The 23,429-nt window shown below is 50.3% G+C and carries 19 protein-coding genes; 10 read left to right on the top strand and 9 right to left on the bottom strand.

Going from position 1 to position 23,429, the window contains the following annotated elements:
- Positions 1-24: 24 nt before the first annotated feature.
- Entirely contained in the window at positions 25-678 is a 654-nt protein-coding gene (locus F0L74_RS21185) for a hypothetical protein (RefSeq protein ID WP_149839912.1), read from the top strand.
- A 61-nt stretch (positions 679-739) separates the two neighbouring features.
- The gene (locus tag F0L74_RS21180; protein WP_149839911.1) at positions 740-1,030 is read left to right on the top strand and encodes a hypothetical protein; all 291 of its coding nucleotides are present in this window, start codon (positions 740-742) and stop codon (positions 1,028-1,030) included.
- 776 nt (positions 1,031-1,806) lie between these two features.
- Here F0L74_RS21180 and F0L74_RS21175 read toward each other — a convergent pair.
- The 3 genes from F0L74_RS21175 to F0L74_RS21165 form a co-directional block, all read right to left on the bottom strand.
- Positions 1,807-2,481 carry a TonB-dependent receptor gene (locus tag F0L74_RS21175; protein WP_188316098.1) on the bottom strand — a complete coding sequence of 225 codons (675 nt, stop codon included), beginning with the start codon at positions 2,479-2,481 and terminating at the stop codon, positions 1,807-1,809.
- Between the two features lie 70 nt (positions 2,482-2,551).
- Positions 2,552-3,262, bottom strand: coding sequence for a LytR/AlgR family response regulator transcription factor (locus F0L74_RS21170; protein WP_149839909.1), 711 nt, complete (start codon positions 3,260-3,262; stop codon positions 2,552-2,554).
- Entirely contained in the window at positions 3,259-4,278 is a 1,020-nt protein-coding gene (locus F0L74_RS21165; RefSeq protein ID WP_149839908.1) for a sensor histidine kinase, read from the bottom strand. The genes F0L74_RS21170 and F0L74_RS21165 overlap by 4 nt, the downstream gene beginning before the upstream one ends.
- Positions 4,279-4,422: 144 nt before the next feature.
- Between F0L74_RS21165 and F0L74_RS21160 the strand changes: the two genes are divergently transcribed.
- The 3 genes from F0L74_RS21160 to F0L74_RS21150 all read left to right on the top strand — a co-directional run bounded on the left by F0L74_RS21160 (position 4,423) and on the right by F0L74_RS21150 (position 9,414).
- On the top strand, positions 4,423-6,579 hold the full coding sequence (locus F0L74_RS21160) for a hypothetical protein (protein WP_246197783.1): 2,157 nt from the start codon (positions 4,423-4,425) through the stop codon (positions 6,577-6,579).
- Positions 6,580-6,710: 131 nt separating this feature from the next.
- Positions 6,711-9,092, top strand: a complete 2,382-nt coding sequence (locus F0L74_RS21155; RefSeq protein WP_149839907.1) for an ABC transporter permease — start codon at positions 6,711-6,713, stop codon at positions 9,090-9,092.
- Positions 9,093-9,123: 31 nt separating this feature from the next.
- Positions 9,124-9,414 (top strand): hypothetical protein, encoded by a 291-nt coding sequence (locus F0L74_RS21150; protein WP_149839906.1) that lies wholly within the window; start codon positions 9,124-9,126, stop codon positions 9,412-9,414.
- 67 nt (positions 9,415-9,481) lie between these two features.
- Here F0L74_RS21150 and F0L74_RS21145 read toward each other — a convergent pair whose 3' ends face one another.
- Together F0L74_RS21145 and F0L74_RS21140 are read right to left on the bottom strand one after the other, a co-directional pair.
- Positions 9,482-10,351 (bottom strand): NAD(P)-dependent oxidoreductase, encoded by an 870-nt coding sequence (locus F0L74_RS21145; RefSeq protein ID WP_149839905.1) that lies wholly within the window; start codon positions 10,349-10,351, stop codon positions 9,482-9,484.
- A gap of 142 nt (positions 10,352-10,493) precedes the next feature.
- Positions 10,494-10,748 carry a hypothetical protein gene (locus tag F0L74_RS21140; RefSeq protein WP_149839904.1) on the bottom strand — a complete coding sequence of 85 codons (255 nt, stop codon included), beginning with the start codon at positions 10,746-10,748 and terminating at the stop codon, positions 10,494-10,496.
- 142 nt (positions 10,749-10,890) lie between these two features.
- Between F0L74_RS21140 and F0L74_RS21135 the strand changes: the two genes are divergently transcribed.
- The 4 genes from F0L74_RS21135 (at position 10,891) to F0L74_RS21120 (ending at position 17,520) form a co-directional block, all read left to right on the top strand.
- Complete coding sequence (locus F0L74_RS21135; protein ID WP_149839903.1) at positions 10,891-13,047, top strand: glycoside hydrolase family 3 N-terminal domain-containing protein; 2,157 nt, start codon at positions 10,891-10,893, stop codon at positions 13,045-13,047.
- A gap of 635 nt (positions 13,048-13,682) precedes the next feature.
- Positions 13,683-14,612 carry a hypothetical protein gene (locus F0L74_RS21130; RefSeq protein ID WP_149839902.1) on the top strand — a complete coding sequence of 310 codons (930 nt, stop codon included), beginning with the start codon at positions 13,683-13,685 and terminating at the stop codon, positions 14,610-14,612.
- A gap of 119 nt (positions 14,613-14,731) precedes the next feature.
- Positions 14,732-15,145, top strand: coding sequence for a hypothetical protein (locus F0L74_RS21125; RefSeq protein ID WP_149839901.1), 414 nt, complete (start codon positions 14,732-14,734; stop codon positions 15,143-15,145).
- Positions 15,146-15,315: 170 nt separating this feature from the next.
- Positions 15,316-17,520, top strand: coding sequence for a transferrin receptor-like dimerization domain-containing protein (locus F0L74_RS21120; protein WP_149839900.1), 2,205 nt, complete (start codon positions 15,316-15,318; stop codon positions 17,518-17,520).
- A 75-nt stretch (positions 17,521-17,595) separates the two neighbouring features.
- Here F0L74_RS21120 and F0L74_RS21115 read toward each other — a convergent pair whose 3' ends face one another.
- The 4 genes from F0L74_RS21115 to F0L74_RS21100 form a co-directional block, all read right to left on the bottom strand.
- Complete coding sequence (locus tag F0L74_RS21115; protein WP_149839899.1) at positions 17,596-18,822, bottom strand: ABC transporter permease; 1,227 nt, start codon at positions 18,820-18,822, stop codon at positions 17,596-17,598.
- Positions 18,823-18,974: 152 nt separating this feature from the next.
- Positions 18,975-19,736: an ABC transporter ATP-binding protein gene (locus F0L74_RS21110; protein ID WP_149839898.1), complete on the bottom strand. Its 762-nt coding sequence runs from the start codon at positions 19,734-19,736 to the stop codon at positions 18,975-18,977.
- A gap of 71 nt (positions 19,737-19,807) precedes the next feature.
- Positions 19,808-21,079 carry an efflux RND transporter periplasmic adaptor subunit gene (locus F0L74_RS21105; RefSeq protein WP_149839897.1) on the bottom strand — a complete coding sequence of 424 codons (1,272 nt, stop codon included), beginning with the start codon at positions 21,077-21,079 and terminating at the stop codon, positions 19,808-19,810.
- A gap of 90 nt (positions 21,080-21,169) precedes the next feature.
- On the bottom strand, positions 21,170-22,513 hold the full coding sequence (locus tag F0L74_RS21100; RefSeq protein WP_149839896.1) for a TolC family protein: 1,344 nt from the start codon (positions 22,511-22,513) through the stop codon (positions 21,170-21,172).
- Between the two features lie 352 nt (positions 22,514-22,865).
- Between F0L74_RS21100 and F0L74_RS21095 the strand changes: the two genes are divergently transcribed.
- Positions 22,866-23,381, top strand: coding sequence for a hypothetical protein (locus tag F0L74_RS21095; RefSeq protein ID WP_246197782.1), 516 nt, complete (start codon positions 22,866-22,868; stop codon positions 23,379-23,381).
- The last annotated feature ends 48 nt before the right edge of the window (positions 23,382-23,429 follow it).

Here is a 23,429-nt window from a genome sequence, read left to right as displayed (position 1 = left end):
TTATGAAAACCTGTACCTGGTCGTATGAATATTTATAAATGGCGGAAGATCTTCTATACCCCGGGCATTATCAGCTTTATTTACCTGCCCTTTGTATTGATCCTGTGTACGTTGTTCCAGCAGGAACCGCGGCCCCGTACAATGGATTTTATCATGATAGCGCCCCTGTTTAAAGCACATCCGGAATGGTTAATGGATGCCGGGGGCCATTTTCCCCCACAGCGTAATTACGTAGATATCGTACTTACGGGCAACCAGGCATATAATAGGATCAGGTTGGATTTTGCGCAATTGTCTGTCCGCGAGATAATGGCTCGTAACGACACCGTCCGTGGCGTACATTTTAAATTTACAGCAGATGCCACGTATGGTGATTTTGTATGGGTATTGAATATCCTGGCCATTGAGCGGGCGCAGTGGTATGTGGTGTTGAATGAGGATATCTATTTCATGGAGGAGCCGGAGGAGCCGGTTACCAGGAAGATGGATGAGCGGTTGTTTAACGATGTAGTAACAGCGCCAATCGGCGTAATACGATCATCGCCATCCTGGTGGACGGTTACACTGCACTGGATAGCGGAATCAGAGGAAGGGGGATGGGGGATAGTGGTTATCCTGATTACTTTCCTGACTGTGACGCTGATATTAAGGGTAAAAACTAATAACAATATGACCTGAGAGCGGCTATATCAATCAATATAAAATAATTATATCTTACAGTCCTTATCGCAACATAAATATGCTAACCTACATAAACAAGATAAAAGAGATACTAGCCGTTGACAATATCTCCATCGAAAAGCTGATGGAATGCGTGGAATTGGTAGGCGCAAATGAGGATATTTTGACAATCAAAATGGATGGGGCCAGGACTGAAAAAAAGTATACAATATTTATAACGTTCCCAGTGGAGAAACAAAAGAAGATGATCAGGCGGGATGGCGATAATTTACAGTCATTGTTAACAGACTTATTAACGGAATACATAAAGCAGCCTGTGATGAAACTTGTCCACCCAAAATCTGACTGATTAAAGAATGCGTAAAACAACTGCCTGGCTGATGGTTTCAGTTGCATGTATATTAGCCTGTTTTCTGTCTATGAAAGGATGAAGTCGGCCGATAGGGTGGAAGACAACCAGGTGAAAGCTGTTAATAAATACGTTGATGAAAGTAATGATCATTATGGCAGGAATGTTAAGTCAAACACTATGAGAAATCTTTTTTTGTTTATTGTAGTATACCATGTATGTGCTTTGCTTATAATACTACTGGCAAAATTTATTTTCAATATTGTATCATTTGAGATATTGTCATATCTATTCTGGTTTTATATTGCGGAGTTGGTTTTGGGTATGATTGTAGTGCAGCTGATACGATTTTTTGTGCAAAACAGAATTGCAGAAGACAAGGGAGTGGTACTCATAAGAGCACTTGTTTGTATAGTATTGATCAATATTTTCCCACTGATATTCGCTAATCAGTTCCTAACGCTCGAGTTAATAAAGGAAATCCTTGCAGGACTGGATTTGAAGAGTATTAGCTTCCTGATCCATATTGTATGTTTGACTAGTTTCGTACTCAGTTTTTATATCACGCGGTTATTGAGGCCCGGGAATCTATAAAAGAGCATTGCAGGATGCCTTTGGCATTAGAATGGCAATGTAAGCGTAAGCGTCAGTGGAGGCTTACCTGCCGTTAAATTAAATGCAGCATCGCTGCGGGCAATTAATGTTAGCTAATACGGCTATGAGGATCTTTTGTATCTCATAGCCGTATTATGTTAGTAACGTCTGTGGTATTACCTTTACAAATGCACCTGTAACGTCACATAAAAACTCCTTGCATCTGCCGGCACAATCCCAGGCCCCGGGTAACTATCCGCCCGCCGCGTAAAATACCTGGCATCCGCCAAATTATTCACAGACCCGCTCACCGTAAACATGCGGTTAAAATGATACTCGGCAGAAAGATCCATCACCTTATATCCCGGCACCAGGCCATCTATTGCATTTGCCGTGAAAATAGCATTCGTGGCATCCGTATACTGTTTCCCGGTATAAGAGAACTGGTAACTGGCCGCCCATTTAGGCCGGCGCAACGCTAACCCTGTCTTAAATACCACATCCGGCACAAACTCTACCCGCTTGCCTTCTATCACCGTTTCCTTGCTATGTACATATTTAGCGCTGATCAAGGAGAAGTTAGAGAACAACATTACGCTGGTCTTGCTTTGCAGGCCATGCAACCAACGCCATACATCTGCTTCTACATAAGATTCCAGCCCGTAATGGCGGGATTGCGCCACATTGGTGCGCAGGTTATAGATCAGGAAGTTTACGGTATCGGTAGATAGGATACTGCCTATTTTGTTGTTGTAATTGATCAGGAACAGGCTCACATCAAAATGCAGCAGGCCCGTGCTTTTACGGAAACCAATATCCGCGGAGTAGCCTTTTTTATCCTGCAGGGCGCTATCCACCCGCAGGTTGGGGGTTCAGCGTGCGCAGGTCGTTAAAATTGATGGCCTTATAGCAGGCAGCAACTTTTTGTTACCGGTTGATCACCTTCTCCAAATTCCCCTTATAAAACTCGCTCAGGGGCAACTCCAGCTCACCCAGGCAAACCAGGTCCCGCTTAATAGCTGTAATACGCGGGGCGGCAATAATGAAGGACTTATGGGTACGCACAAACTGGGCAGGGGGTAGTTTCTCTTCAATGGCTTTCATGCTCATCCGGGTGATCACCGGCTTTTTGGAGGAGGCTACATGGATCTTGATATAATCCTTCAGCCCCTCTATATACAGTATATCCGCCAGCGTCACCTTTACCAGGGAGTATTCCACATTCACAAAGAAATGATCCGGCGCTGTTTCCGCCGGGGCAGGGGAGGCCGGTAGCTGCTGCCGCCGGAAACGGTCATGGGCCTTATTACAGGCCTTCATAAAACGCTCAAACGATACGGGCTTCAGCAGGTAATCCACTACATCCAGGTTATAACCTTCCAGCGCATACTGTTCGTAGGCCGTTACCAGTATGGCCATGGGCGGGTGGGGCAAGGTTTGCAGGAATTGCAACCCGTTCAGCCCCGGCATCTGGATATCCAGGAATAACAGGTCAATCTGTGTGTTTTGTAATATAGCGGTGGCCTCCATGGCATTGCGGCAGGATTTTACAAGATGCAGGAAAGGCACCTGCCGGATATTATCTTCCAACAGTTCCAGCACCAGCTTTTCATCGTCTATGGCCAGGCATTGCATCATTTTAACTGTAAGGTTAGTACGGTAACGAAGATATCATTTTCCTGCTGCACGGCTAGTATGTGCTGGTCCGGGTACAGCAGCTTCAGCCGGGAGCTTACATTGGCCAGCCCTATGCCGGAATTGCTATCTTTGCTGTCAGTGGCGCCATTGGCGCTGAACTTATTCTTAACGGTGAAGGTGAGCCGGTTTTCCGCCACTACCAGCTTTATATAGATGAACGGGTCTTCGATCCAGCCAATGCCGTGTTTAAAGGCATTTTCCACAAAAGGGATCAGCAGCATGGGCTCAATACTATGGTGGCCATTGTCCGCCAGTTCAATCTCGGTCGTAATACGGGTATCATCCCCAAAACGCAGTTTCTGCAGCTCTATATAACTTTTCAGATAGGCAATTTCCTTATCAAGCGGCACTTTTTTTCCTTCAGAGTCATAGAGCATGTACCGCATCAGCTCAGAGAGCATAATAAGGGAAGGCTCCATCTGGTCAGACTTTTTCCGGGCCAGGGATACCAGGTTGGTGAGCACATTGAACAGGAAATGGGGGCTGATCTGCGAGCGCAGGAACTTTAGCTCCATAGCCAGCTGGGCCGCCTGTTGCTCCTTCTGCGTTTTCTCATAACGGATCTTATCGATCACCAGCCGGTATACAATACTGGCTACCAGGAACAGGAAGACCGGGAAAAACAGCATAGGCCGGGTAGAGCCGCCGATTGGGATGCTGGGGTAGAAAGTAGTAAGTATGCCAATTTTAATATAGTTAACGCCCAGCACAATGGCCACCAGGCTCAGGATGTACAGCCACCAGCGCTGCCGGGTCATCCAGCGGGGATACAGCACATAGGCATTCAGGTAAAAGGCCCCGATGTGTATCAGGCTGCTGATCAGCCAGAAATCCCCCGGCAGGGTGCCCGGGGCTGTTTGTCCGCTGCTGATCAGCAGATGGGGCAGGGCCAGCAGCGCGCCCCAGATAAGTACATGTAACGCAAGGATACCGTATGTAGCATTTGTGCTCTTCATGATGCAGCTATAAGTTAACAAATTTATCCATAGCAGGGCCTTGCCGGCAAAGTAGTAGATGAGAGGGGCGTTTTTGTAGACAAGCCAGCGGATTTTGTATCTTGTTTTTTTAACCGGAACCATCACTTATAAAACCCATTGACTGTGCCAACGTTGAGATGTATCCTGATCGCTGCCTGTTGCTGCCTGTTTTTTTCCGCCCAGGCGCAGGAGCTGAAAGAAAAAACCTCTTTCCAGATCGCGGCGCCCTGGAAACCGGCCTATGATGTGCGCTCAGATATCGCTATTGTATACGGTATGAGCCCGGATTTTCTGGAAAGGGTGCAGGGGTACCGCGCCCAGGGTTATAATGTGCAGTTCATGACGGGCATTGCCTGGGGCGAGTACCAGGATTATTTTATGGGCAAATTCGATGGCAAGACCCACTGGGAAGACGCCCAGATCCAGCGCCGCGGCGATACCATCTGGCATGGCCATAATGTGCCGTATATCCTGCCTTCCGCCAATTATCTCCAGTATATGAAGTCCATCATCAAAAAGGTGATAGACGCCGGTATTACCACCATCTACCTGGAAGAGCCGGAGTTCTGGGCCAGGGCCGGGTATGGCGCTGCGTTTGACCGGGAATGGCAAAAGTTCTATGGTTTTCCCTGGATGGCCCAGCACGAATCGCCGGAGGCCACCTATCTCTCGTCCAAGCTTAAATACCATTTATATTTCAATGCCTTAAAGGAAGTGTTTGCCTACGCTAAATCCTATGGCGAAAGCCTGGGCCGCACCGTAAAGTGTTTTGTGCCTACCCACTCCCTGATCAACTACGCCTCCTGGCAGATTGTAAGCCCGGAAGCCAGCCTGGCCGCCCTGCCGGGTATGGATGGGTATATTGCGCAGGTATGGACCGGCACCTCCCGGGAGCCGGTGTATTATAATGGCGTAAAAAAGGAAAGGGTGTTCGAGAACGCCTTCCTGGAATATGGCACTATGTTATCCATGACCGCGCCCACCGGCCGGCAGATGTATTTCCTCACAGATCCAATCGAAGACGCCCGCCGCAGCTGGGATGATTATAAACGTAATTACCAGGCTACTTTTACCGCAGAGATCATGTACCCCGCCGTAGACCATTTTGAGGTAATGCCCTGGCCTAACCGCATCTACCTGGGTAAATTCAAGGTGGAAGGGATGAACGAACCGCAGCCCATTGCGCCTGCTTACGCAACGCAGATGCAGGTAATGGTTAACTCCCTCAACGACCTGCCGGCTTCCAAAAACCGGGTGAACGGCTCTAAAGGAATCGGTGTGCTGATGGGCAATTCCCTGATGTTCCAGCGTTTTCCCACCCATGCCAGTTATGAGGATCCGCAGCTGTCTAATTTCTATGGTATGGCATTGCCACTGCTCAAAAAAGGCGTTCCGGTAGAGATGGTGCATATGGAGAACCTATCCTTCCCCGCCACCCTTAAAGATCTGAAGGTGCTCATCATGAGCTATTCCAATATGAAACCACAGTCGCAGGAAGTACATAAATACCTGACGGAATGGGTAGAGAAAGGCGGGGTATTGATCTATTACGGGCGGGATAACGATCCTTTCCAGCAGGTAAAGGAATGGTGGAACAGCGATAACCTGCATTACAGCGCTCCTTCAGAAGACCTGTTCATCCAGCTGCGCATCCTGCCGGTAGAAGGTACCACCCGTTATACCTGCGGCAAAGGCTCCGTATTCATCATCCGCCAGGATCCTAAGGAACTGGTGCTGGAGCCCGGCAAAGACGGCGAATTTGTGCGTCTTGTTAGCGAGGCCTATGAGCAGGATGCGAAGGCCGGTCCGCTGGAGACCAAACACTATTTTTATGTAGAACGCGGCCCCTATGATATTGCCGCCGTAATGGACGAAAGCATAAGTACCCAACCCCTGCATTTGCCTGGCCCGGTGATCGACCTATTTGATCCCGGGTTGCCTGTGCTGGCAGAGAAAGTGGTACGCCCCGGTGAACAGGCCTATCTCTATAACCTGAACCGGGTAAAGGACCGTAAACATCCTAAAGTATTATGCGGCGCTGCCCGTGTATACGAGGAGGAGAGGCCTTCTGATCATAGCTATTCTTTTGTGGCCCGCAGCCCTTCCGGCACGCAGAACGCTATGCGCGTATTGCTGCCCGCGGAGCCTACCAGTGTGACCATTGCGGGACCCGGCGAACAGCCGGAGGAGATAGAAATAGAATGGGACGAGGATACGCATACCGCCCTGGTGATGTTCATCAACCGCAGCGAAGGGGTAAGGGTCGTTATGAGCTGGTGATGTACGGCTGGGGACAGTCTTTGTCCGGAAATGGACGTTACTGCACAGCGTGTATAACGTAAATGGTTGATTGATAAGCAGCCATTGGTCAGGCATTTTTTTTGAACATCCGCTGGCCTAATGCCGCCATTATGCTGAAGAACTATTTCAGGACTGCCCTGCGCGGGTTGCGCAAACACAAAGCACACTCTTTCATAAACATTACCGGCCTGGCCGTGGGCATGGGCGTAGCTATGCTGATAGGCCTGTGGGTATGGGACGAGCTTTCTTTTGACCGCTACCACGGCAATTATGACCGCATTGCCCAGGTAATGCAACACCGCACCGTGAATGGGAATATAGGCACCGGCGCGGCCATTCCCCTGCCGCTGCATGCCGCTATGCGGGAGCAATACGGCAGCGATTTTAAACACATCGTGGTCTCCAGCTGGGCAGATAGTCATGTGCTGAGCGCCGGCGAGAAAAAAGTATCCTACCGTGGCAGCTATATGGGATCAGATGCGCCGGAGATGCTGGGACTGCAGATGCTAAAAGGCTCCCGTAAAGGTTTGCAAGGCCCTTCCGGTTTGCTTATTTCCCAATCCGTAGCCACCGCATTGTTTGGCGCCGCAGACCCCAGCGGCAAAATGGTCAGGATCGATAACAAAGCCGGTTTCCTGGTGTCCGGCGTGTATGAAGACCTGCCCCGGAACACTACTTTACACAACCTTGATTTTATAGCTCCCTGGGATTATTATATAAATTCAGAAGACTGGCTGGCGCGGGCGGCTACAGATTGGACAGACGATTATTTCCTGCTCTATGTGCAGATAACCGATCATGCGGATATGGACCGGGTATCAGAGAAGATCAGCCATATCATGCGGGGCAAGGCGCCGGGTGAGGCCGGCCTGCAAACGGAAATATTCCTGCAGCCCATGCGCAAATGGCATCTGTTTTCCTCGTTTAAGAATGGTATTAATAAAGGCGGCGCCGTGCAGTATGTATGGCTGTTTGGGATCCTGGGTTTATTTGTGCTGCTGCTGGCCTGTATCAATTTTATGAACCTTAGCACCGCCCGTAGCGAGAAACGGGCAAAAGAGGTGGGCATCCGCAAGGCCATTGGATCCCTGCGGATGCAGCTGGTAGGGCAGTTTTATGCAGAGTCCCTGCTGGTGGCCGTGCTGGCATTTATATTATCCCTGTTGATGGTGGCCCTTACGCTGCCATTGTTTAACCAGCTGGTGGGGAAAGACATGTTTATCCGCTGGGGCAGCCCGCTGTTCTGGTTAATATGTATCGGCTTTACGCTGTTTACCGGCGTGATAGCCGGCAGTTATCCCGCTTTGTACCTCTCTTCGTTCAGACCGGTAAAAGTGTTAAAAGGCACTTTTAAAGCAGGCCGGTTTGCGGCCACGCCCCGCCGGGTGCTGGTGGTGATGCAGTTTACCGTGTCCGCGGTGCTCATCATCGGTACCATGATCGTTTTTAAACAGGTACAGTTTGTAAAGGACCGCCCCGTAGGTTATAGCCGCGACGGTTTATTACAGATAGCCACCAGCAGCAATGAGCTGCACGATCATTTTAATGCCTTGCAGGCTGACCTGCTGCAATCCGGGGCCGTTACCGCCATCGCGGAGTCTTCCAGCCCGGTTACCGGCGTTAATAACCAGCGGAGCGATGTCAGCTGGAAAGGCAAAGACCCTAATATGAGTGTTGAGTTTAACAATATCCGGGTAACAACAGACTATGGCAAAGCCATTGGCTGGCAGTTAGCCGCCGGCAGGGATTTCTCCGCCGCTTTCCGCACAGATTCAACGGCCGTGATCCTGAACGAAGCCGCTGTAAAATATATGGGTCTTAAAGATCCGGTAGGGCAGGTCCTGCGCGTGGGCAAACGGGAGCTCAGCGTAATTGGGGTGGTAAAGGATATGGTCATGCAATCGCCCTATGATCCCATGAAACAGACGTTATTCTTCATTAGTCCCGATAACGAGGGATATATCAATCTCCGCATCAATCCAAAGCTAAGCACCCATGCAGCGCTGCGTAAGATAGAAGCTGCCTGTAAGATCTATGCGCCTGCCAGCCCTTTCTCCTATCGCTTTGCGGATGATGAGTATGCAAAGAAATTCAGCAATGAGGAGCGTACCGGCAAGCTGGCGGGTTGTTTTGCCATCCTGGCCATTTTTATCAGTTGCCTGGGATTGTTTGGAATGGCCTCTTTTATGGCGGAGCAGCGGTTTAAGGAGATAGGGGTGCGTAAGGTGATGGGCGCCTCTGTATTTAATGTATGGTGCCTGCTCAGCAAGGATTTTATTGTGCTGGTAACCATCGCGCTTGGTATTGCTGCGCCTCTTGCTTATTATAGCATGGATACCTGGCTGCAGCGGTACAATTACCATGTGGCATTACCCTGGTGGGCATTTGTAATAACGGCTGCCGGAATAGTGCTGATGACCATCCTTACCGTTAGCTACCAGAGTATAAAGGCTGCGTTGATGGACCCCGTGAAAAGTTTGAGACTGGAATGATCCTTGTGGCCCTTTCAGTTAAACATCACACATGTCGTCCCAAACTATCAATGTAAAGATCAATGGCCGCTTGCATGATCTGCATGTGGAGCAGGAAGCCTATAACGGCAAGCCGGCCTATTATGTCACAGATAAAGAATTATCCACCCTTTTTGACGGCGAGTTGCCCGATAACCTGATCCTGTTTACGACCAAAGACGGCCTGGGATGCTCTCCCAAGGTGATGAGCCTGGAAGGCAGGCGTATTACAGAGGAGATCTGGAAAGCCATCCAGGATCAGGCGGCAGATACGCCGCAGCCTTTTGGCCCGGGATTAGGTTGATGGAACGAAACCTGGTCTTTAACCGCCGGTCACTGTTTCCCGGCGGCTAAAGACCAGCATACAGGCATTAATCCCGTATGGCGTCCTTAACAGACGTTACATCATAATCCCCAAACCCTTCCGCTACTGCCTGCTGTAACAAGGTCTGCACCTGTTTGCCTACCGGCATGGCAGCATGGGCATTTTGTGACTGTGCAATGATAAGGTTAGCATCTTTCAGGGCCAGCTTTAAGCTAAAACCAGCCGGCTGATGGCCCTCTTTTAATAGGGCCGCGCCATAACCCTGGTGCACCGGCCCGCTGAAAAGGGTGCTTGTCAGCATCTGTAGCCATTGTGCAGGATCAATACCGCTCTGGCGGGCTAATTGGATCCCCTCCGCCATGGCCGTTACGCTGGAGAGCACCAGGAAATTACTGCATAGCTTGGCGGCAGCCCCTGCGCTCACAGCTTCGCCAAATTCCCATATAGCGGCTCCGCCGGCTTCTGTCAATAATGGTTTTACCTGTTCCAGCGCGGCATTGTCGCCGGATACCAGGAAATTCAGTTTCCGGGCCCTGGCGGCATCCGGGCGGCCCATCAGCGGCGCGGTGATATAGTGGTTGCCATGTTGCTGGTGTACTATTTCCAGGCTGGTAGCGGTAGCTGGCAGGATGGTGCTCATACATACATGTATACCGCCTGCTTTAAGATTAGCCGCAATGCCTTCCGGGCCTTCTGTGATATGCCTTAGCGCCGCATCGTCAGATACGATGCTGATCACCACATCGCAGGTAGCTGCCAGTTCCTTTACGGAGGTACAGATCACCGCGCCTTTTTCTACCAATGGTTGCGCTTTTGCTGCCGTTCTGTTATATACATATAACGGTTGGCGGTGCATTAATAAATTTTCTGCTATGGCTATGCCTAAATTGCCTAATCCAATGAATCCTGCTTGCATCTGTTGAGTTTTGCAGAAAGATACGATAATGAGGAAATAAATACACGTTGTGGCTGCCGGGAAAAAATGAGCGGTACAAAGGGAGGAGTGTGTATGCGCCTCACTTTATACCGCTTTATTACATTCCGCCACAGGCGCGGATCTACTTGAGTTTGTCCAGTATTTCCTGCCAGATAAGGCGGGCTATTTGCTCGCTTTCCACAGTCTTCAGCCGTTCGTCAAACTTAATATGCCCATTTACTTTGAACTCCAGTTTGTCAGGGATCACTTCTTCCAGTTCTGCCTCGTCAGCGCCCGGTTCTACACGGTATGTGATCTCTTCCTCCTGGTGGTCAATGGAAATAAAAAGCTGGTACGGCTTATCGTTCAGTACGATGGTGATGATATGCTTTTCCATATTAGGGTAGCTGCAAATAGTGTGCTAAACGGATGGCTAAATGTTATCCGGTTGTTATTGCCACCTGCCAGATTCCCCTTTCTTAATTACCCACGATTACCTATTTTGTTCCCCGCTTACAGTGAACTCGTAAATTTTTCTCATGTTGAATAGAACGTACAGACTTTTAACACTGCTATTACTGGTGGCCATAACGCAGGTAACCGCCCAGCAGCAACCTTTATTCCGGAATGCGCAGGCACCCGTAAACGCACGCGTCCAGGACCTCCTGAAAGCGCTTACCCTGGAAGAGAAGATCTCTTTATTAGGCTATCAGAACCCGGCTATCGACCGGCTGCAGATACCCACCTATAACTGGTGGAATGAAGCACTGCACGGCATTGCCCGCGCCGGCGAGGCTACTATTTACCCGCAGGCGATTGGTATGTCTGCTACTTTTAACCAGGCGCTGGTACAGGAAGTGGCCAATACCATCTCTACCGAAGCTCGCGCGAAGTATAACCTGTCCGTAGCCATGAACCGCCGCCTGTGGTACATGGGCCTGGATTTCTGGACGCCCAATATCAACCTGTTCCGCGATCCGCGCTGGGGCAGGGGACAGGAAACCTATGGCGAAGATCCTTTCCTGACCGCTTCCATCGGTACCTCTTTTATCACCGGCCTGCAGGGTACCGATCCTGCCCACCTAAAAACAGCCGCCTGCGCCAAACATTTTGCCGTGCACAGCGGCCCGGAAGCAGACCGGCACACGTTTAACGTGTTGATAGATGAAAAAGACCTCCGCGAAACTTATTTATACGCCTTTAAACACCTGGTAGACGCTAATGTGGCGTCTGTCATGTGCGCCTATAACCGCGTAAACGGCGAACCTTGCTGCACGGGTAAAACCCTGCTGCAAACCATCCTGCGCGATGAATGGAACTTCAATGGCCAGGTGGTAACGGACTGCGGCGCGCTGAACGATATCTATGCGCGTCACAAAGCCATACCCACCCGCCTGGAGACAGCCGTTGCCGCTGTAAAAGCCCATGTAAATATGGAATGTGGCACTATCCTGCAAGAAGATGTAAAAGAAGCCGTAACAAAAGGCATGCTGACCCAAGCCGATGTAGACAGCGCGTTAGTAGAAAACCTGCGTACCCAGATGAAACTGGGCATGTTCGACGATAACGGCCTGGCGCCTTATAACCGTTATGGCGCAGACAGCGTGCATAACGATTATCATATTACCCTGGCCCGTAAAGCGGCAGAACAGGGTATGGTACTGCTCAAAAACAACGGCGTACTGCCGCTGCAACCAGAGAAATACAGCTCCATCATGGTACTGGGCTCCAATGCTGCCGCCCCGGATGCGCTGGTGGCTAACTACCATGGCATCAATGGCAACCTGGTGACCTTTGCAGAAGGTATTGCCGCTGCCGCCGGCCCTGCTACTGCGGTACAATATGACATGGGCAGCGATTATAAGGACACCGTACATTTTGGCGGTATATGGGCGGCTGAGAACAGCGATGTATCCATTGCCGTTATAGGCCTCACGCCCGTGCTGGAAGGCGAGGAGGGAGATGCATTCCTGTCCGCTTCCGGTGGCGATAAAGCTACGCTAAGCCTGCCTGCCTCACAGATCGCCTTTATGAAAAAGCTGCGTGCCGCGCACAAAAAGCCGCTTATTGCGGTAGTGACCGCCGGCAGCGCCGTAGATATCTCTGCCATTGAGCCGTATGCAGACGCTATCATCCTGGCCTGGTATCCCGGCGAACAAGGTGGCCGCGCCCTGGCAGATATCGTCTTTGGTAAGGTATCGCCCTCTGGCCGTCTGCCCGTTACGTTCTACCGCTCCCTCAGCGATCTGCCGGACTATAAGGACTATAGCATGAAAGGCCGTACCTACCGTTATTATAACGGCCCGGTACAGTATCCGTTTGGGTTTGGCCTTAGCTATACTAGCTTTAACTATGGCTGGTCACAGGCGCCTAAAGCCGATTATAAGCTGCGCGATACCATCCGTGTATCCGTAAACGTAACAAACGCCGGCAGCTATGATGGCGATGAAGTAGTACAGGTGTATATCCGTTACCCACAGGTAGACAGGATGCCTTTAAAAGAGCTGAAAGCCTTTAAACGTGTGACCGTGAATAAGGGCGGACAACAGACCGTGGAGTTAAGTATACCGGTAAGCGATCTGCAGAAATGGGATCTGAATACGCATCAGTGGAAGCTGTACAAGGGACAGTATACCGTGGCAGTTGGGAAGAATGCGAATGAGATGGTGCTGGAGAAGGGATTTGTGGTGAAGTGACGTATCTTGCTAAACATAAATAATTGATTGTGCTATTGAAGGGGAATATTTGCCTGTTCAATAGCACAATTTGTTTATGCGGGAGTACTAAAGATTTTAATGTTAATTACTGTCATGAATAAAGAAATAAGGAAATGGTGGGAATCACACAGAATGATCTTTAACATTTACACTGTTATAACGGGTGTGATTTGCCTGGTACTTATGAGGTTTTTAAATAGCGCCGCTGTGAGCTTTTTTATGCTGCCGTTTGTGGTGCTTTATTTGTTGTGCCTTAATGTAATGTATACTTTGTTCTATATTGTATTTTACCGGCATGCCACGGGCGATTGTAGCAGTTTAAATGCTAAGGCCTTTAACAAAATAGTTGCCTGTGCTGTATTAGCAAATGTGCTGCTAGGCATATATTGTGTAGTGTCTATACCACACCGTTAAGTTGTCATATTGCTTTTATCCCACTAACAGGATATCATGCAAAAGTCTATGATAGAACGCTTAAATCTACTTGAAATAATGAGAGCCATGGAGTTATCCAGGGCTCTTTTTTATATTATTTCATGATAAGCTATCACAAAGCCCCATATTTTCGTACCTTCGCCCACCAGATATTAATACTAACTCATCCCATTAGTCCTATGAAATACTACCTATTGGCAGTATTATTAGCCTGCAGCACCCGTCTGTACAGCCAACAGATCTTCCTCCGGTTATTCTCAGCCAGTGGCAAAAATGGCGTAGATTTCGTGCAAATAGACCACGACAAACGCACCGCTAAAAAATTACATTGCGATTATACCGTCTTAAAGAACGCCAATATCGACTTTATGACCTATTGGGGCGTAGGCGCCGGCAATATCATCTACTGGACAAATGGAGAGAATCTCTACAAACTAAACTCCGCCAATGGCTCCAGTAAACTGATCGCATCAAAATTATCCTTCGTGCTGGAACTGGCAGTAAGGGGCAATTATGCGTATGTGGCTTATAACCCTACGAACGCGAATGCAGACCTGAACGGCAGGCATGCTCCCGGCGTAAAGCTGGTCCGTATCAACCTGACCACCGGTGACCGTAAGGATATTTACTTGTCACCAGGCACTACTATCACTAATCTCACGGTTTCCCGTAATGGCCAGCGCTTAAGCTTTATTGATACCAAAAATTTTAATAAGGGAACGCAGCAAACGGAGTACCTGAAAGTGTATGACCTTAAATCTGAAACGGCCAGGACCCTTGATGTTGCCAGCGCCGGTAAAAGGGAATGGTTCGTGAATGCGGATAGGCTTAATACTGCCGGCTGGGGCCAGAATGATCAATACTTGATATACTACAAATCCGAGAAACAAAACAGCAACGGCAGCATGTTCGCCTATGACCTGCAGGGCGGAAAACGGCGCAAGCTCCTGGAGAATGTGCCGCAAATGGACTTTCTATGGTTTGGGTATTCAAAACTCACCTATTACTTCTCTAACCGGAATAAGCTGTACTCCACGAAAGATGGCAAAAAGAAAACCACCTTCTACACCTTAACAAACGATAATATACTGGAAGCCATCGTGTTATAATGTGCAGATGGGTGGATGTGCCCATCCGCCCATCCACCCATCCGCACAATAAACCCTTCCAATCCCGCGTTAACACCCAAGAGTCATTATTATATCCAATCGTATTAAACACAGGCCATATGCGTTCTTCACTGCGTGTAGTAACCATCCTGTCTTTTGCCGTTCTGCTGTATAGTTGTTCCAGGGGCATTTTTTCCAGGAGCGTTTTCCAGAAGAAGGAACATATATACCAGGCGCCCGCCATTGGCGCGGAATCCCGTTTTGATGAAGGCCTGCGGCGGGAAAAACATCCCCAGCAGCTGTTCAGCAAAAAGGAACGGCAGGATATGCAGAAGATGGGCGTCCTCCCCAGCCAGGGGCCTCGGGATGCGCCTACAGAAAAGATCTCTCCTGCCAAGGCCGATAGCATCCTCTATGGCATTAAACCGGATACCACCCGCCGGACTGCCGTAACAGACAGCACCGCCGCGCCCGCATTACCGGATAGCGTACACACGCCGCAGCCAGATAGCACCGGCCGGGTACCGCAATAAAAGCCTGTGCGCTAAACCCTGCTTACGCCAACCCTGGCCATCCATCACCCATCCCATTTAATTTGCATAATCTCCTAATTCGGCGTATTATTAACATGCTACGGACACGATAACCCGTGCCAACCAAAATCTAAACGATCTCTTACCATCTGCGAAACAAATTAATGACGATGCACAAACCTATTACGCTTGCCATGGCAGTTGTAGCGCTCGGATACCTGTATCCCGCAGCCGCTCAGCAGAAAACAGCCACCGCACAGTTGGAAACCCGGTTCGACCAACAGCTTAGCAGCGCCAATGTAGGCGCTACTATTAAGACATTATCCGCCAAACCGCATCACCTGGGCTCTGCGGAAGGAAAAGTAGTGGCCAATACCATCCTCGAAAAGTTTAAAAGCTACGGCTGGGATGCCCGCATAGAAACTTACCAGGTATTGTTCCCCACACCTAAAACAAGGGTACTGGAGCTCACAGCGCCTACCAAATACAAGGCCCTGCTAAAGGAGCCCGCCCTGCCGGAAGATGCTACCTCCGGCCAGGAGGGCCAGCTGCCTACCTATAACGCCTGGGGCGGCGATGGTAACGTGACCGCGGAGCTGGTATACGTGAACTATGGCCTTCCGGAAGATTACGAGCGCCTGGAGCGTTTGGGCGTAAGTGTTAAAGGCAAGATCGCCATTGCACGCTACGGCCGTTCCTGGAGGGGGATCAAACCAAAAGTAGCGGCGGAACATGGCGCTATTGGCTGTATCATCTATTCTGATCCTAAAGAAGACGGTTATTACGAAGGGGAAGTATACCCCAAAGGCGCCTTCAAAAGCGAATATGGCGTACAACGCGGCTCCGTGATGGATATGGTCATTTATCCCGGTGATCCCTTAACGCCCGGCGAAGGCGCTACGGCCAGTGCTAAACGCCTGGAGCGCTCACTAGCGGCCACTATCCTGAAGATACCTGTGCTGCCCATCAGCTATCATGACGCGCAACCTTTACTGGCAGCGCTCGAAGGCCCGGTAGCGCCGGAAGACTGGCGTGGCGCGCTGCCCATTACCTACCACACCGGTCCGGGCAAAGCTACGGTGCACCTGCAGGTAGAGTCCAACTGGAACATGGTGCCCGCGTATGATGTAGTGGCTACCATGAAAGGCGCGGAATACCCGGATGAGTGGATCGTACGTGGCAACCACCACGATGCGTGGGTAAACGGGGCTGGAGATCCCATCAGCGGCCTGGCCTCCTTACTGGAAGAAGCCAAATCCATTGGCGGGCTGGTAAAAGCAGGTTATAAACCCAAACGCACGCTGGTATACTGCGCCTGGGATGGAGAAGAACCGGGCCTTATCGGCTCCACAGAATGGGTGGAAGACCATGCGGCAGAGCTGCAAAAGAAAGCAGTGGCCTATATTAATACAGACGGTAACGGCCGCGGTTTCCTGGGCGCGGGCGGCTCGCATGCGCTCACAAAGCTGATGGACGGTGTTGCCAGAGACGTAACAGACCCGCAGACCAAAGTAAGCGTATATGAACGGAGACGGGCGGCCAATATCGTCATGGCTGCGCCTGCGGCCCGCAAGAACGTGATGGAGAAGAAAACCCTGAGCCTGGGCGCATTGGGCTCCGGCTCTGACTATTCCCCGTTCTTCCAGCACCTGGGCATCCCTTCCCTTAACCTGGGTTTTGGCGGGGAGGATGATGGCGGCGAGTATCATTCTATCTACGATTCTTATGATGATTATACCCGGTTTAAAGACCCGGACTTCAGCTATGGCGTTGCCCTGGCCCAGGTGGCCGGTCATGCGGTGCTGCGCCTGGCAGATGCGGAAGTGTTGCCTTTTGATTTCACAGACCTGTACAAAACCATCAGCGGCTATGTAAAAGAGCTCACAGACCAGGCAGACCAGCTGCGGGAAAGCACCCTGATAGAGAATAAAATGATCAAAGACCGCACTTACCAGCTGGCGGCTGATCCTACCAAACCTTTTACCGCGCCGGTAGCCAAAGCGGAAGTGCCGTTCCTGGATTTCTCCGCCCTGCAGAACGCCCTGGTAACGCTGGATAGGGCCAGCAGCGCCTTAAGCGATACCTTATCGCATACTACGGTGCCGGCAGGTACACGGCAGCGTGTAAACGAAGCGTTGTTCCAGGCGGAGCAAAGCCTGTTGGTAGCGCAAGGCCTGCCTAAAAGGCCCTGGTTCAAACACACCATTTATGCCCCGGGTTTTTATACGGGTTATGGGGTGAAAACGCTCCCCGGCATCCGCGAGGCGATCGAACAACGTAACTGGAAAGAAGCACAGGAACAGATCCAGGTAGTAGCGGGAGCGATGAATAAGTTTAGTGCAAAGCTGGACGAGATCACCGCAATGGCGAAATGATATGCATACTAACAAAAAAGGAGCGGGCGTTCAACCATAAGGTTCAACGCCCGCTCCTTTTATGATTGTAAATGATCACTCGTACCGCAGCGCCTCTATCGGATCCAGCCGTGACGCCTTTACCGCCGGATAGTATCCAAAGAACACCCCCGTTACCGTACACACGAGGAATGACAACACAATAGAGCTCTCTGATACCAGCGTAGGCCAGGAGAGGAACACGGTGATCAGCCTTGATGCCGTAATACCCAGTATAATACCGATGATACCGCCGGTGATGCTGATGAGTATCGCCTCTATCAGGAACTGTAACAGGATATCGATCCCCCTGGCGCCAATGGACATTCGTAAACCTATCTCCTTGGTACGCTCTGTTACAGATACATACATGATGTTCATGATGCCAATACCGCCCACCACCAGTGAAATGCCCGCAATGGCCGCCAGCAGCACTGTCAGCAGCTGGCTGGTAGAGCTAAAGGTATTGATCAGCTCCGCCTGTGTACGAACGGTAAAATCGTCATCATCGGTCGCCTTTAGCTTATGTGCGGTGCGTAATATCTCCGATACCTCTGCGGTAGCTTGTGCAGAGCTGTTCTCATCCAATGCCGCCGCATAAATATTCTGTATATAAGGGATGGCGAGGATACGTTTCTGTACGGTGGAATAGGGGGCCAGTATGATATCGTCCTGGTCCTGTCCAAAAGCGTTTTCGCCTTTCTCGCTCAATACGCCTATCACTTTAAAAGGGATCTTGTTAAAGCGGATGGTTTTGCCCACGGGACTTTCGCCGGCGCTAAACAGGTTCTCTACCACCGTTTGGCCGATCAGGCAAACCTTGCTGGCCGCTTTTACATCGTTATCAGAGAAGGGCACGCCGTCTTTCAGTTCCCAATCGCGTATATCCAGGTAATTGGGCGCTACGCCCTGGATAGAGGTAGGCCAGTTTAAAGCGCCGCTGATGGCCTGCCCCCGGCCGGATACCTGCGGTGAGACCGCCGTTATAAATTTAGCCTGCCGTTCTATGGCCTGTACATCCTCCAGCTTCAGCGTTTGCAGGTTGGTGGCATCCAGCCGCGCGCCGCCGCCTACCGTGCTATTACTGTTAGGCCGTATGGTGATCATATTAGAGCCCATACTGGACAGCTGGTCCTGTATGCTTTGTTTGGAGCCCTGCCCAATGGCCACCATGGCTATCACAGCGCCCACGCCTATGATAATGCCCAGCATTGTCAGGAATGCCCGCAGCTTATTCCGCTGCAAGGCCCTTAACGCAATACGTATAAGATTAAAGAAGTTCATGGTCTAATGTGCTAATTTGCTGATATGCTAATGTGCTAATGTTAATATCCTGTATGTTAATATGCTGGTTGCGTATTGGAAGCTAATTTTCATTCAATCATCAACATTCGCTTCGATTCATTAGCACATCAGCACATTAGCATATCAGCACATCAATAATCATCCGTTACCGGCAAATCTGCCAGCGCCTGCCGCGCCGACTTAATATTTTCGTTCTTACTATCCTTGATCACCCGGCCATCGCGCAGCATAACCGTTCGGCTGCTAAAAGCGGCAATATCTGGCTCGTGCGTTACAAACACGATCGTTTTGCCGTTCTGGTTCAGCTCCTGCAACAGCGCCATGATCTCGTAAGAAGTACGGGTATCCAGGTTACCGGTAGCCTCATCCGCCAATATCATCACCGGCTCGTTCACCAGGGCGCGGGCAATGGCCACACGCTGTTGTTGTCCGCCGGAAAGCTGGTTAGGCATGTGATCCAGGCGCTCTGCCAGTTTCACGGCTTCCAGGGCCTTAATGGCGCGTTCCCTTCTATCGCTGGCAGTGAGTGCGGAGTTATAGAAAAGCGGCAGTTCCACATTCTCCAGGGCGCTGGTACGGGCCAGCAGGTTATATGCCTGGAAAACAAAACCTATCTTCCGGTTGCGCAGGCGGGCCAGTTCATCCCGCGATAGCTGGCCTATATTTACGCCATCCAGCAGGTAAGTGCCGTCAGACGGTTTATCCAGGCAACCCAGCACATTCAGCAGCGTGGTTTTACCGCTGCCGCTACTACCCATGATGGTCACAAACTCCCCCGGGGATACATCAAAGCTTACGCCCTTCAACGCCCGGACGATCTCCGTGCCCATCCGGAACTCCCGTTTGAGCTCTTTTATCTCCAGTATCTTATTGTTGTTATTACTGTTGTTCATAGTTGCACATTAAATCATCATGCAATCATCTTATCCGCTTCAATCCATCAGCACATCCGCACATCCGCACATTATCTCCCCCCTCTTCTTGGTCTTGATGGCATAAAAGGGCTTTTGGCAGCCGCGGCCTTCTCTTTTTTCGTTACCTGCCTGGCGTCATTCACAATAATATCTGATGTATCCAGCCCATGTACTACCTGCACATTCGTTTCATCATTCATGCCGGTCAGGATGCGCCTGCGGATGATGGTATCGCCATGTTTCAGCCATACGGAAGCAGGGTGGGCTGCTTCATCCGGAGAGGTAAGGCGTTTGCTGGTATCGGTTGCTGTTTTCAGCGTATCCGGACGTTTGCTGCGGTAAAAGCCGGGCTCTTTACGCGCGTGGCTGGTATCGCCGCGGCCTACGATAATATAGTCTTTCAGCAGGGCGGAGTCTGGTTTGAACTTCAGCGCTTTGGCGCTTACCAGCATGGCGTTTTTGACTTCTTTGGTATAGATGGTGATATTGGCCGTCATACCCGGTTTCAGGCGAAGATCATTATTGGGCGCGTCAATGATGGTTACATAGGTAACCACGTTGGCGCTGGTGCTGGGCTGCAGGCGTACTTCCTGTACGGTGCCGTTAAATACATCGTCCGGGAAAGCATCAACGGTGAATGTTACGCGCTGGCCTTTTTCCACATTGCCAATATCTGCTTCGTCTACGCTGGCCTGTACCTGCATTTTGGTCAGGTCTTTGGCGATGATGAACAGGGTAGGGGTATTGAAGCTGGCGGCTACGGTCTGGCCTATATTTACATTCCGGCTTAGCACCACGCCGTCAATAGGAGAGTAAATGTTTGTATAAGCCAGGTTTTGCGTAGCGGAGGCCAGTTGCGCCTGTATGGCGGCTACATTGGCTTTGGCGCTGTTAAACTGGAACTGCGCCGTTTCAAAATCCGCTTTGCTGATAGCGCCTACCTGGAAGAGCTGCGTTTGCCGGGCAAAATTGCTTTGCTGGTACGCCAGCTGATCCCGCGCTGCGCTAAGGTTGGCCTTGTATTGGTCTACCTGCGCCTGCAGCAGGGATTTATCCAGCTCCGCTACTAACTGGTCCTTTTTTACCGTGGTGTTAAAATCGGCATAGATATACTTGATGGTGCCGGATACCTGGGTACCTACGGACACCGTATCAACCGGCTGTATAGTGCCCGTGGCCGTAATGGCATTGGCAATGAACCCGTAGGTTGGCTTTTCCGTTTCCACTAGCACCGGTGCGGCTTTACTCCTGAACTTCCAGAACCAGATAGCTACTATCAATATGATGGCTATGCTTATGATCAACCATTTATATCGCTTCATTTGAACTGATTTGTCTTTTTTATAACCTTAAGATTTCATCTATACATAAATTCATCTGCACATCCGCATATTTGCACATCTGCACATCAACTAATTCTCCGCCACTGGTTCCCCCATATAGAATTCATAGATCCTTGTATTCAATATCGCGCTGTATTTAGCCTGTATAAACGCCTGCAACGCCTGCACATACAGGTTCTTCTGCACCTGCAGGTCTACAATATTCATAGCGCCTATTTTAAGCTGCTCTATACTGATATGATAAGCTTCTTCATTCGCCTCCAGCTGTCTTTGAGCAGCGGTATACTGCGCCTGCGCATTCTGCAGGTTAATGTATGCCTGCTCTACCACCTGCGTCAGCGCCGTTTTGGTGCCTTGCAGTGATAATTTAGCCTGGTCTATGGATATTTTAGCCTTGGCCTCATTGGTCTTGTTTACCCGGTTGCTGAAGATGGGGATGCCCAGGGTAAGGCCTGCGCGCTGGTAAAAGTTATTATCCAGCTGCTGCCAATAGGCGGTGGAGTTATTATCAGAAAAACCGCTGGATAAAGCAGCGCCCAGGCTCAGGGTGGGTTTATAGCCGGAGCGGGCTTTCTCCAGGCCTACTTCTGCAATGGCCAGGGATACCTCGCCGTATTTGACTTCCGGCCGGGTAAGCAATGCCTGCCGTTGGGCTTCTTCCAGGCTGGGTACCGGTTTAGTGGCCCGCAGGCTGTCCGGCTGCACAATGGTGAAAGTAAAAGTGCTGGGCAGCTGTAAGATCTGCTTCAGCGTCAGCAGGTTCAGGCGGTAGCTATTCTCTGCTGTTACCAGGGAGTACTGGTCTGCCGCCTGTTGGCCCTGCAGCAGCACAAAGTCCTTGCGGGCCAGGCTGCCTGCGTTGAACAGCTGTTGTCCGCGTTCCAGTTGCGCGGTGGAAGTCTGTACCAGCTCTTTGGCATAAATAATGTTCTCATTAGCCAGCAGGATGTTCAGATAAGCCTGGGTGATCTGCAGGGTAATATCGTTCTCCGCCTGTAATACATCCAGGTTGGCTGCCTGTAGTAACAGGCCCTTTTCCTTGATATCGCTCCGCAGATAGCCGCCCTGGTACAGGATCACCTGCGAGTTAAGGGCATAGTTGCTGGCCAGGCTGGACTGTGTCTGGAAACCGCCCACCACCGGGTTGGTGTTCTTGGAATTGGTAACAGATTGGGATACGGTGCCGGAAAGACTGGGCAGTCTGGCTGCTTTGGACTGTAACAGGTCCTGCTGGCTCGATTGCTCCGTTAGCCGCAGGGTATTGAGCTGTATATTGCGCGCCCGTGCATAATCCAGGCATTGCTGCAGTGTCCATTTATCCGGTAGCCCGGCGGTAGTGGTGTCCTGCTGTGCCAAGAGGGGCCGCACGCCGGCGATGAGTAGCATCGCCATCAAGACTGCTATTCTGTTCATGGTTTTTCCTGTTCGTAATACATAATGCCATCGGCTATGAGTAGAAAGGTGGTATAGGGATAGCCGGATCATGCAAATAACTGTGCTTATCAGATCGCCTGTATATTTTGTTAGTAGTATTTAACAGTCGTTAACAGTAGTTAACAGCTAATGCCTGGCTACCCCTTTTTCCTTTATAAAGACGGGCGGCCCCATGGATAGTTTAATCAGTTAACACTTATTAACAGGGAATGGTTGAATGGGCGTTGGGCCGTCCTCGTTAAAGGGGGATATATTCCCGTATCTATAATATTAAATAATTACTTACATTTACATAAAATTTATAATAACCTTTCCTGTAAAAAACAGTTTGATGAAAAAGATCCTTTCTACCATCACTTGCATGTTGTTGATCCTCTGCGCGACCAGCAGCATTTCCAACGCACAATTGAAAAGATTCAGTATCGGCCCGTTTGTGGAAGCAGGATTCCCGGTTGGCGACATGAAGGATGTCTATAATACCGGCTACGGTATTGGTCTGGGAGCAGATATTAAATTGATAGCCGGCCTGGGCGTAACCGGTTCCGTAAGCTATATGCGTTTTGGCGGTAAATCTTTCGACGTTCCGGGCGTGGGCTCTGCCAAGTATGATGCCCTGAATGCTGTTCCCGTACGTTTGGGCCTGAAATATAAATTCCTGCCCCTGCTGTATCTGAAAGCAGAAGGCGGCGTTGCCAATATTACCGGCGACAATAAGACCACCGCTGCTATCTTTTCTCCCGGCTTAGGTTTGCGCGTATTAGGCTTTGACCTGCAGGCCAAATATGAAATGTGGTTCAAAGACGGCAATATGAGCTTCTTTGGCCTGAAAGCCGGCTGGAATTTCTAAGCAGCTTACTCACCATATACAAGGTCCATCGTGCATAGTAAAGGATAG

The sequence above is a fragment of the Chitinophaga agrisoli genome (genome assembly GCF_008386695.1).
Taxonomy (GTDB): Bacteria; Bacteroidota; Bacteroidia; order Chitinophagales; family Chitinophagaceae; genus Chitinophaga; species Chitinophaga agrisoli.
This window is presented reverse-complemented; position numbering and strand designations above follow the sequence as displayed.

What these genes read in the sequence shown, in the direction of transcription:
- F0L74_RS21185 (WP_149839912.1), top strand. Translation starts at nt 25, where the DNA reads ATGAATATTTATAAATGGCGGAAGATCTTCTATACCCCGGGCATTATC.
- F0L74_RS21180 (WP_149839911.1), top strand. Translation starts at nt 740, where the DNA reads ATGCTAACCTACATAAACAAGATAAAAGAGATACTAGCCGTTGACAAT.
- F0L74_RS21170 (WP_149839909.1), bottom strand. Translation starts at nt 3,262, where the DNA reads ATGATGCAATGCCTGGCCATAGACGATGAAAAGCTGGTGCTGGAACTG.
- F0L74_RS21165 (WP_149839908.1), bottom strand. Translation starts at nt 4,278, where the DNA reads ATGAAGAGCACAAATGCTACATACGGTATCCTTGCGTTACATGTACTT.
- F0L74_RS21155 (WP_149839907.1), top strand. Translation starts at nt 6,711, where the DNA reads ATGCTGAAGAACTATTTCAGGACTGCCCTGCGCGGGTTGCGCAAACAC.
- F0L74_RS21150 (WP_149839906.1), top strand. Translation starts at nt 9,124, where the DNA reads ATGTCGTCCCAAACTATCAATGTAAAGATCAATGGCCGCTTGCATGAT.
- F0L74_RS21145 (WP_149839905.1), bottom strand. Translation starts at nt 10,351, where the DNA reads ATGCAAGCAGGATTCATTGGATTAGGCAATTTAGGCATAGCCATAGCA.
- F0L74_RS21140 (WP_149839904.1), bottom strand. Translation starts at nt 10,748, where the DNA reads ATGGAAAAGCATATCATCACCATCGTACTGAACGATAAGCCGTACCAG.
- F0L74_RS21135 (WP_149839903.1), top strand. Translation starts at nt 10,891, where the DNA reads ATGTTGAATAGAACGTACAGACTTTTAACACTGCTATTACTGGTGGCC.
- F0L74_RS21130 (WP_149839902.1), top strand. Translation starts at nt 13,683, where the DNA reads ATGAAATACTACCTATTGGCAGTATTATTAGCCTGCAGCACCCGTCTG.
- F0L74_RS21125 (WP_149839901.1), top strand. Translation starts at nt 14,732, where the DNA reads ATGCGTTCTTCACTGCGTGTAGTAACCATCCTGTCTTTTGCCGTTCTG.
- F0L74_RS21120 (WP_149839900.1), top strand. Translation starts at nt 15,316, where the DNA reads ATGCACAAACCTATTACGCTTGCCATGGCAGTTGTAGCGCTCGGATAC.
- F0L74_RS21115 (WP_149839899.1), bottom strand. Translation starts at nt 18,822, where the DNA reads ATGAACTTCTTTAATCTTATACGTATTGCGTTAAGGGCCTTGCAGCGG.
- F0L74_RS21110 (WP_149839898.1), bottom strand. Translation starts at nt 19,736, where the DNA reads ATGAACAACAGTAATAACAACAATAAGATACTGGAGATAAAAGAGCTC.
- F0L74_RS21105 (WP_149839897.1), bottom strand. Translation starts at nt 21,079, where the DNA reads ATGAAGCGATATAAATGGTTGATCATAAGCATAGCCATCATATTGATA.
- F0L74_RS21100 (WP_149839896.1), bottom strand. Translation starts at nt 22,513, where the DNA reads ATGAACAGAATAGCAGTCTTGATGGCGATGCTACTCATCGCCGGCGTG.
- F0L74_RS21095 (WP_246197782.1), top strand. Translation starts at nt 22,866, where the DNA reads ATGAAAAAGATCCTTTCTACCATCACTTGCATGTTGTTGATCCTCTGC.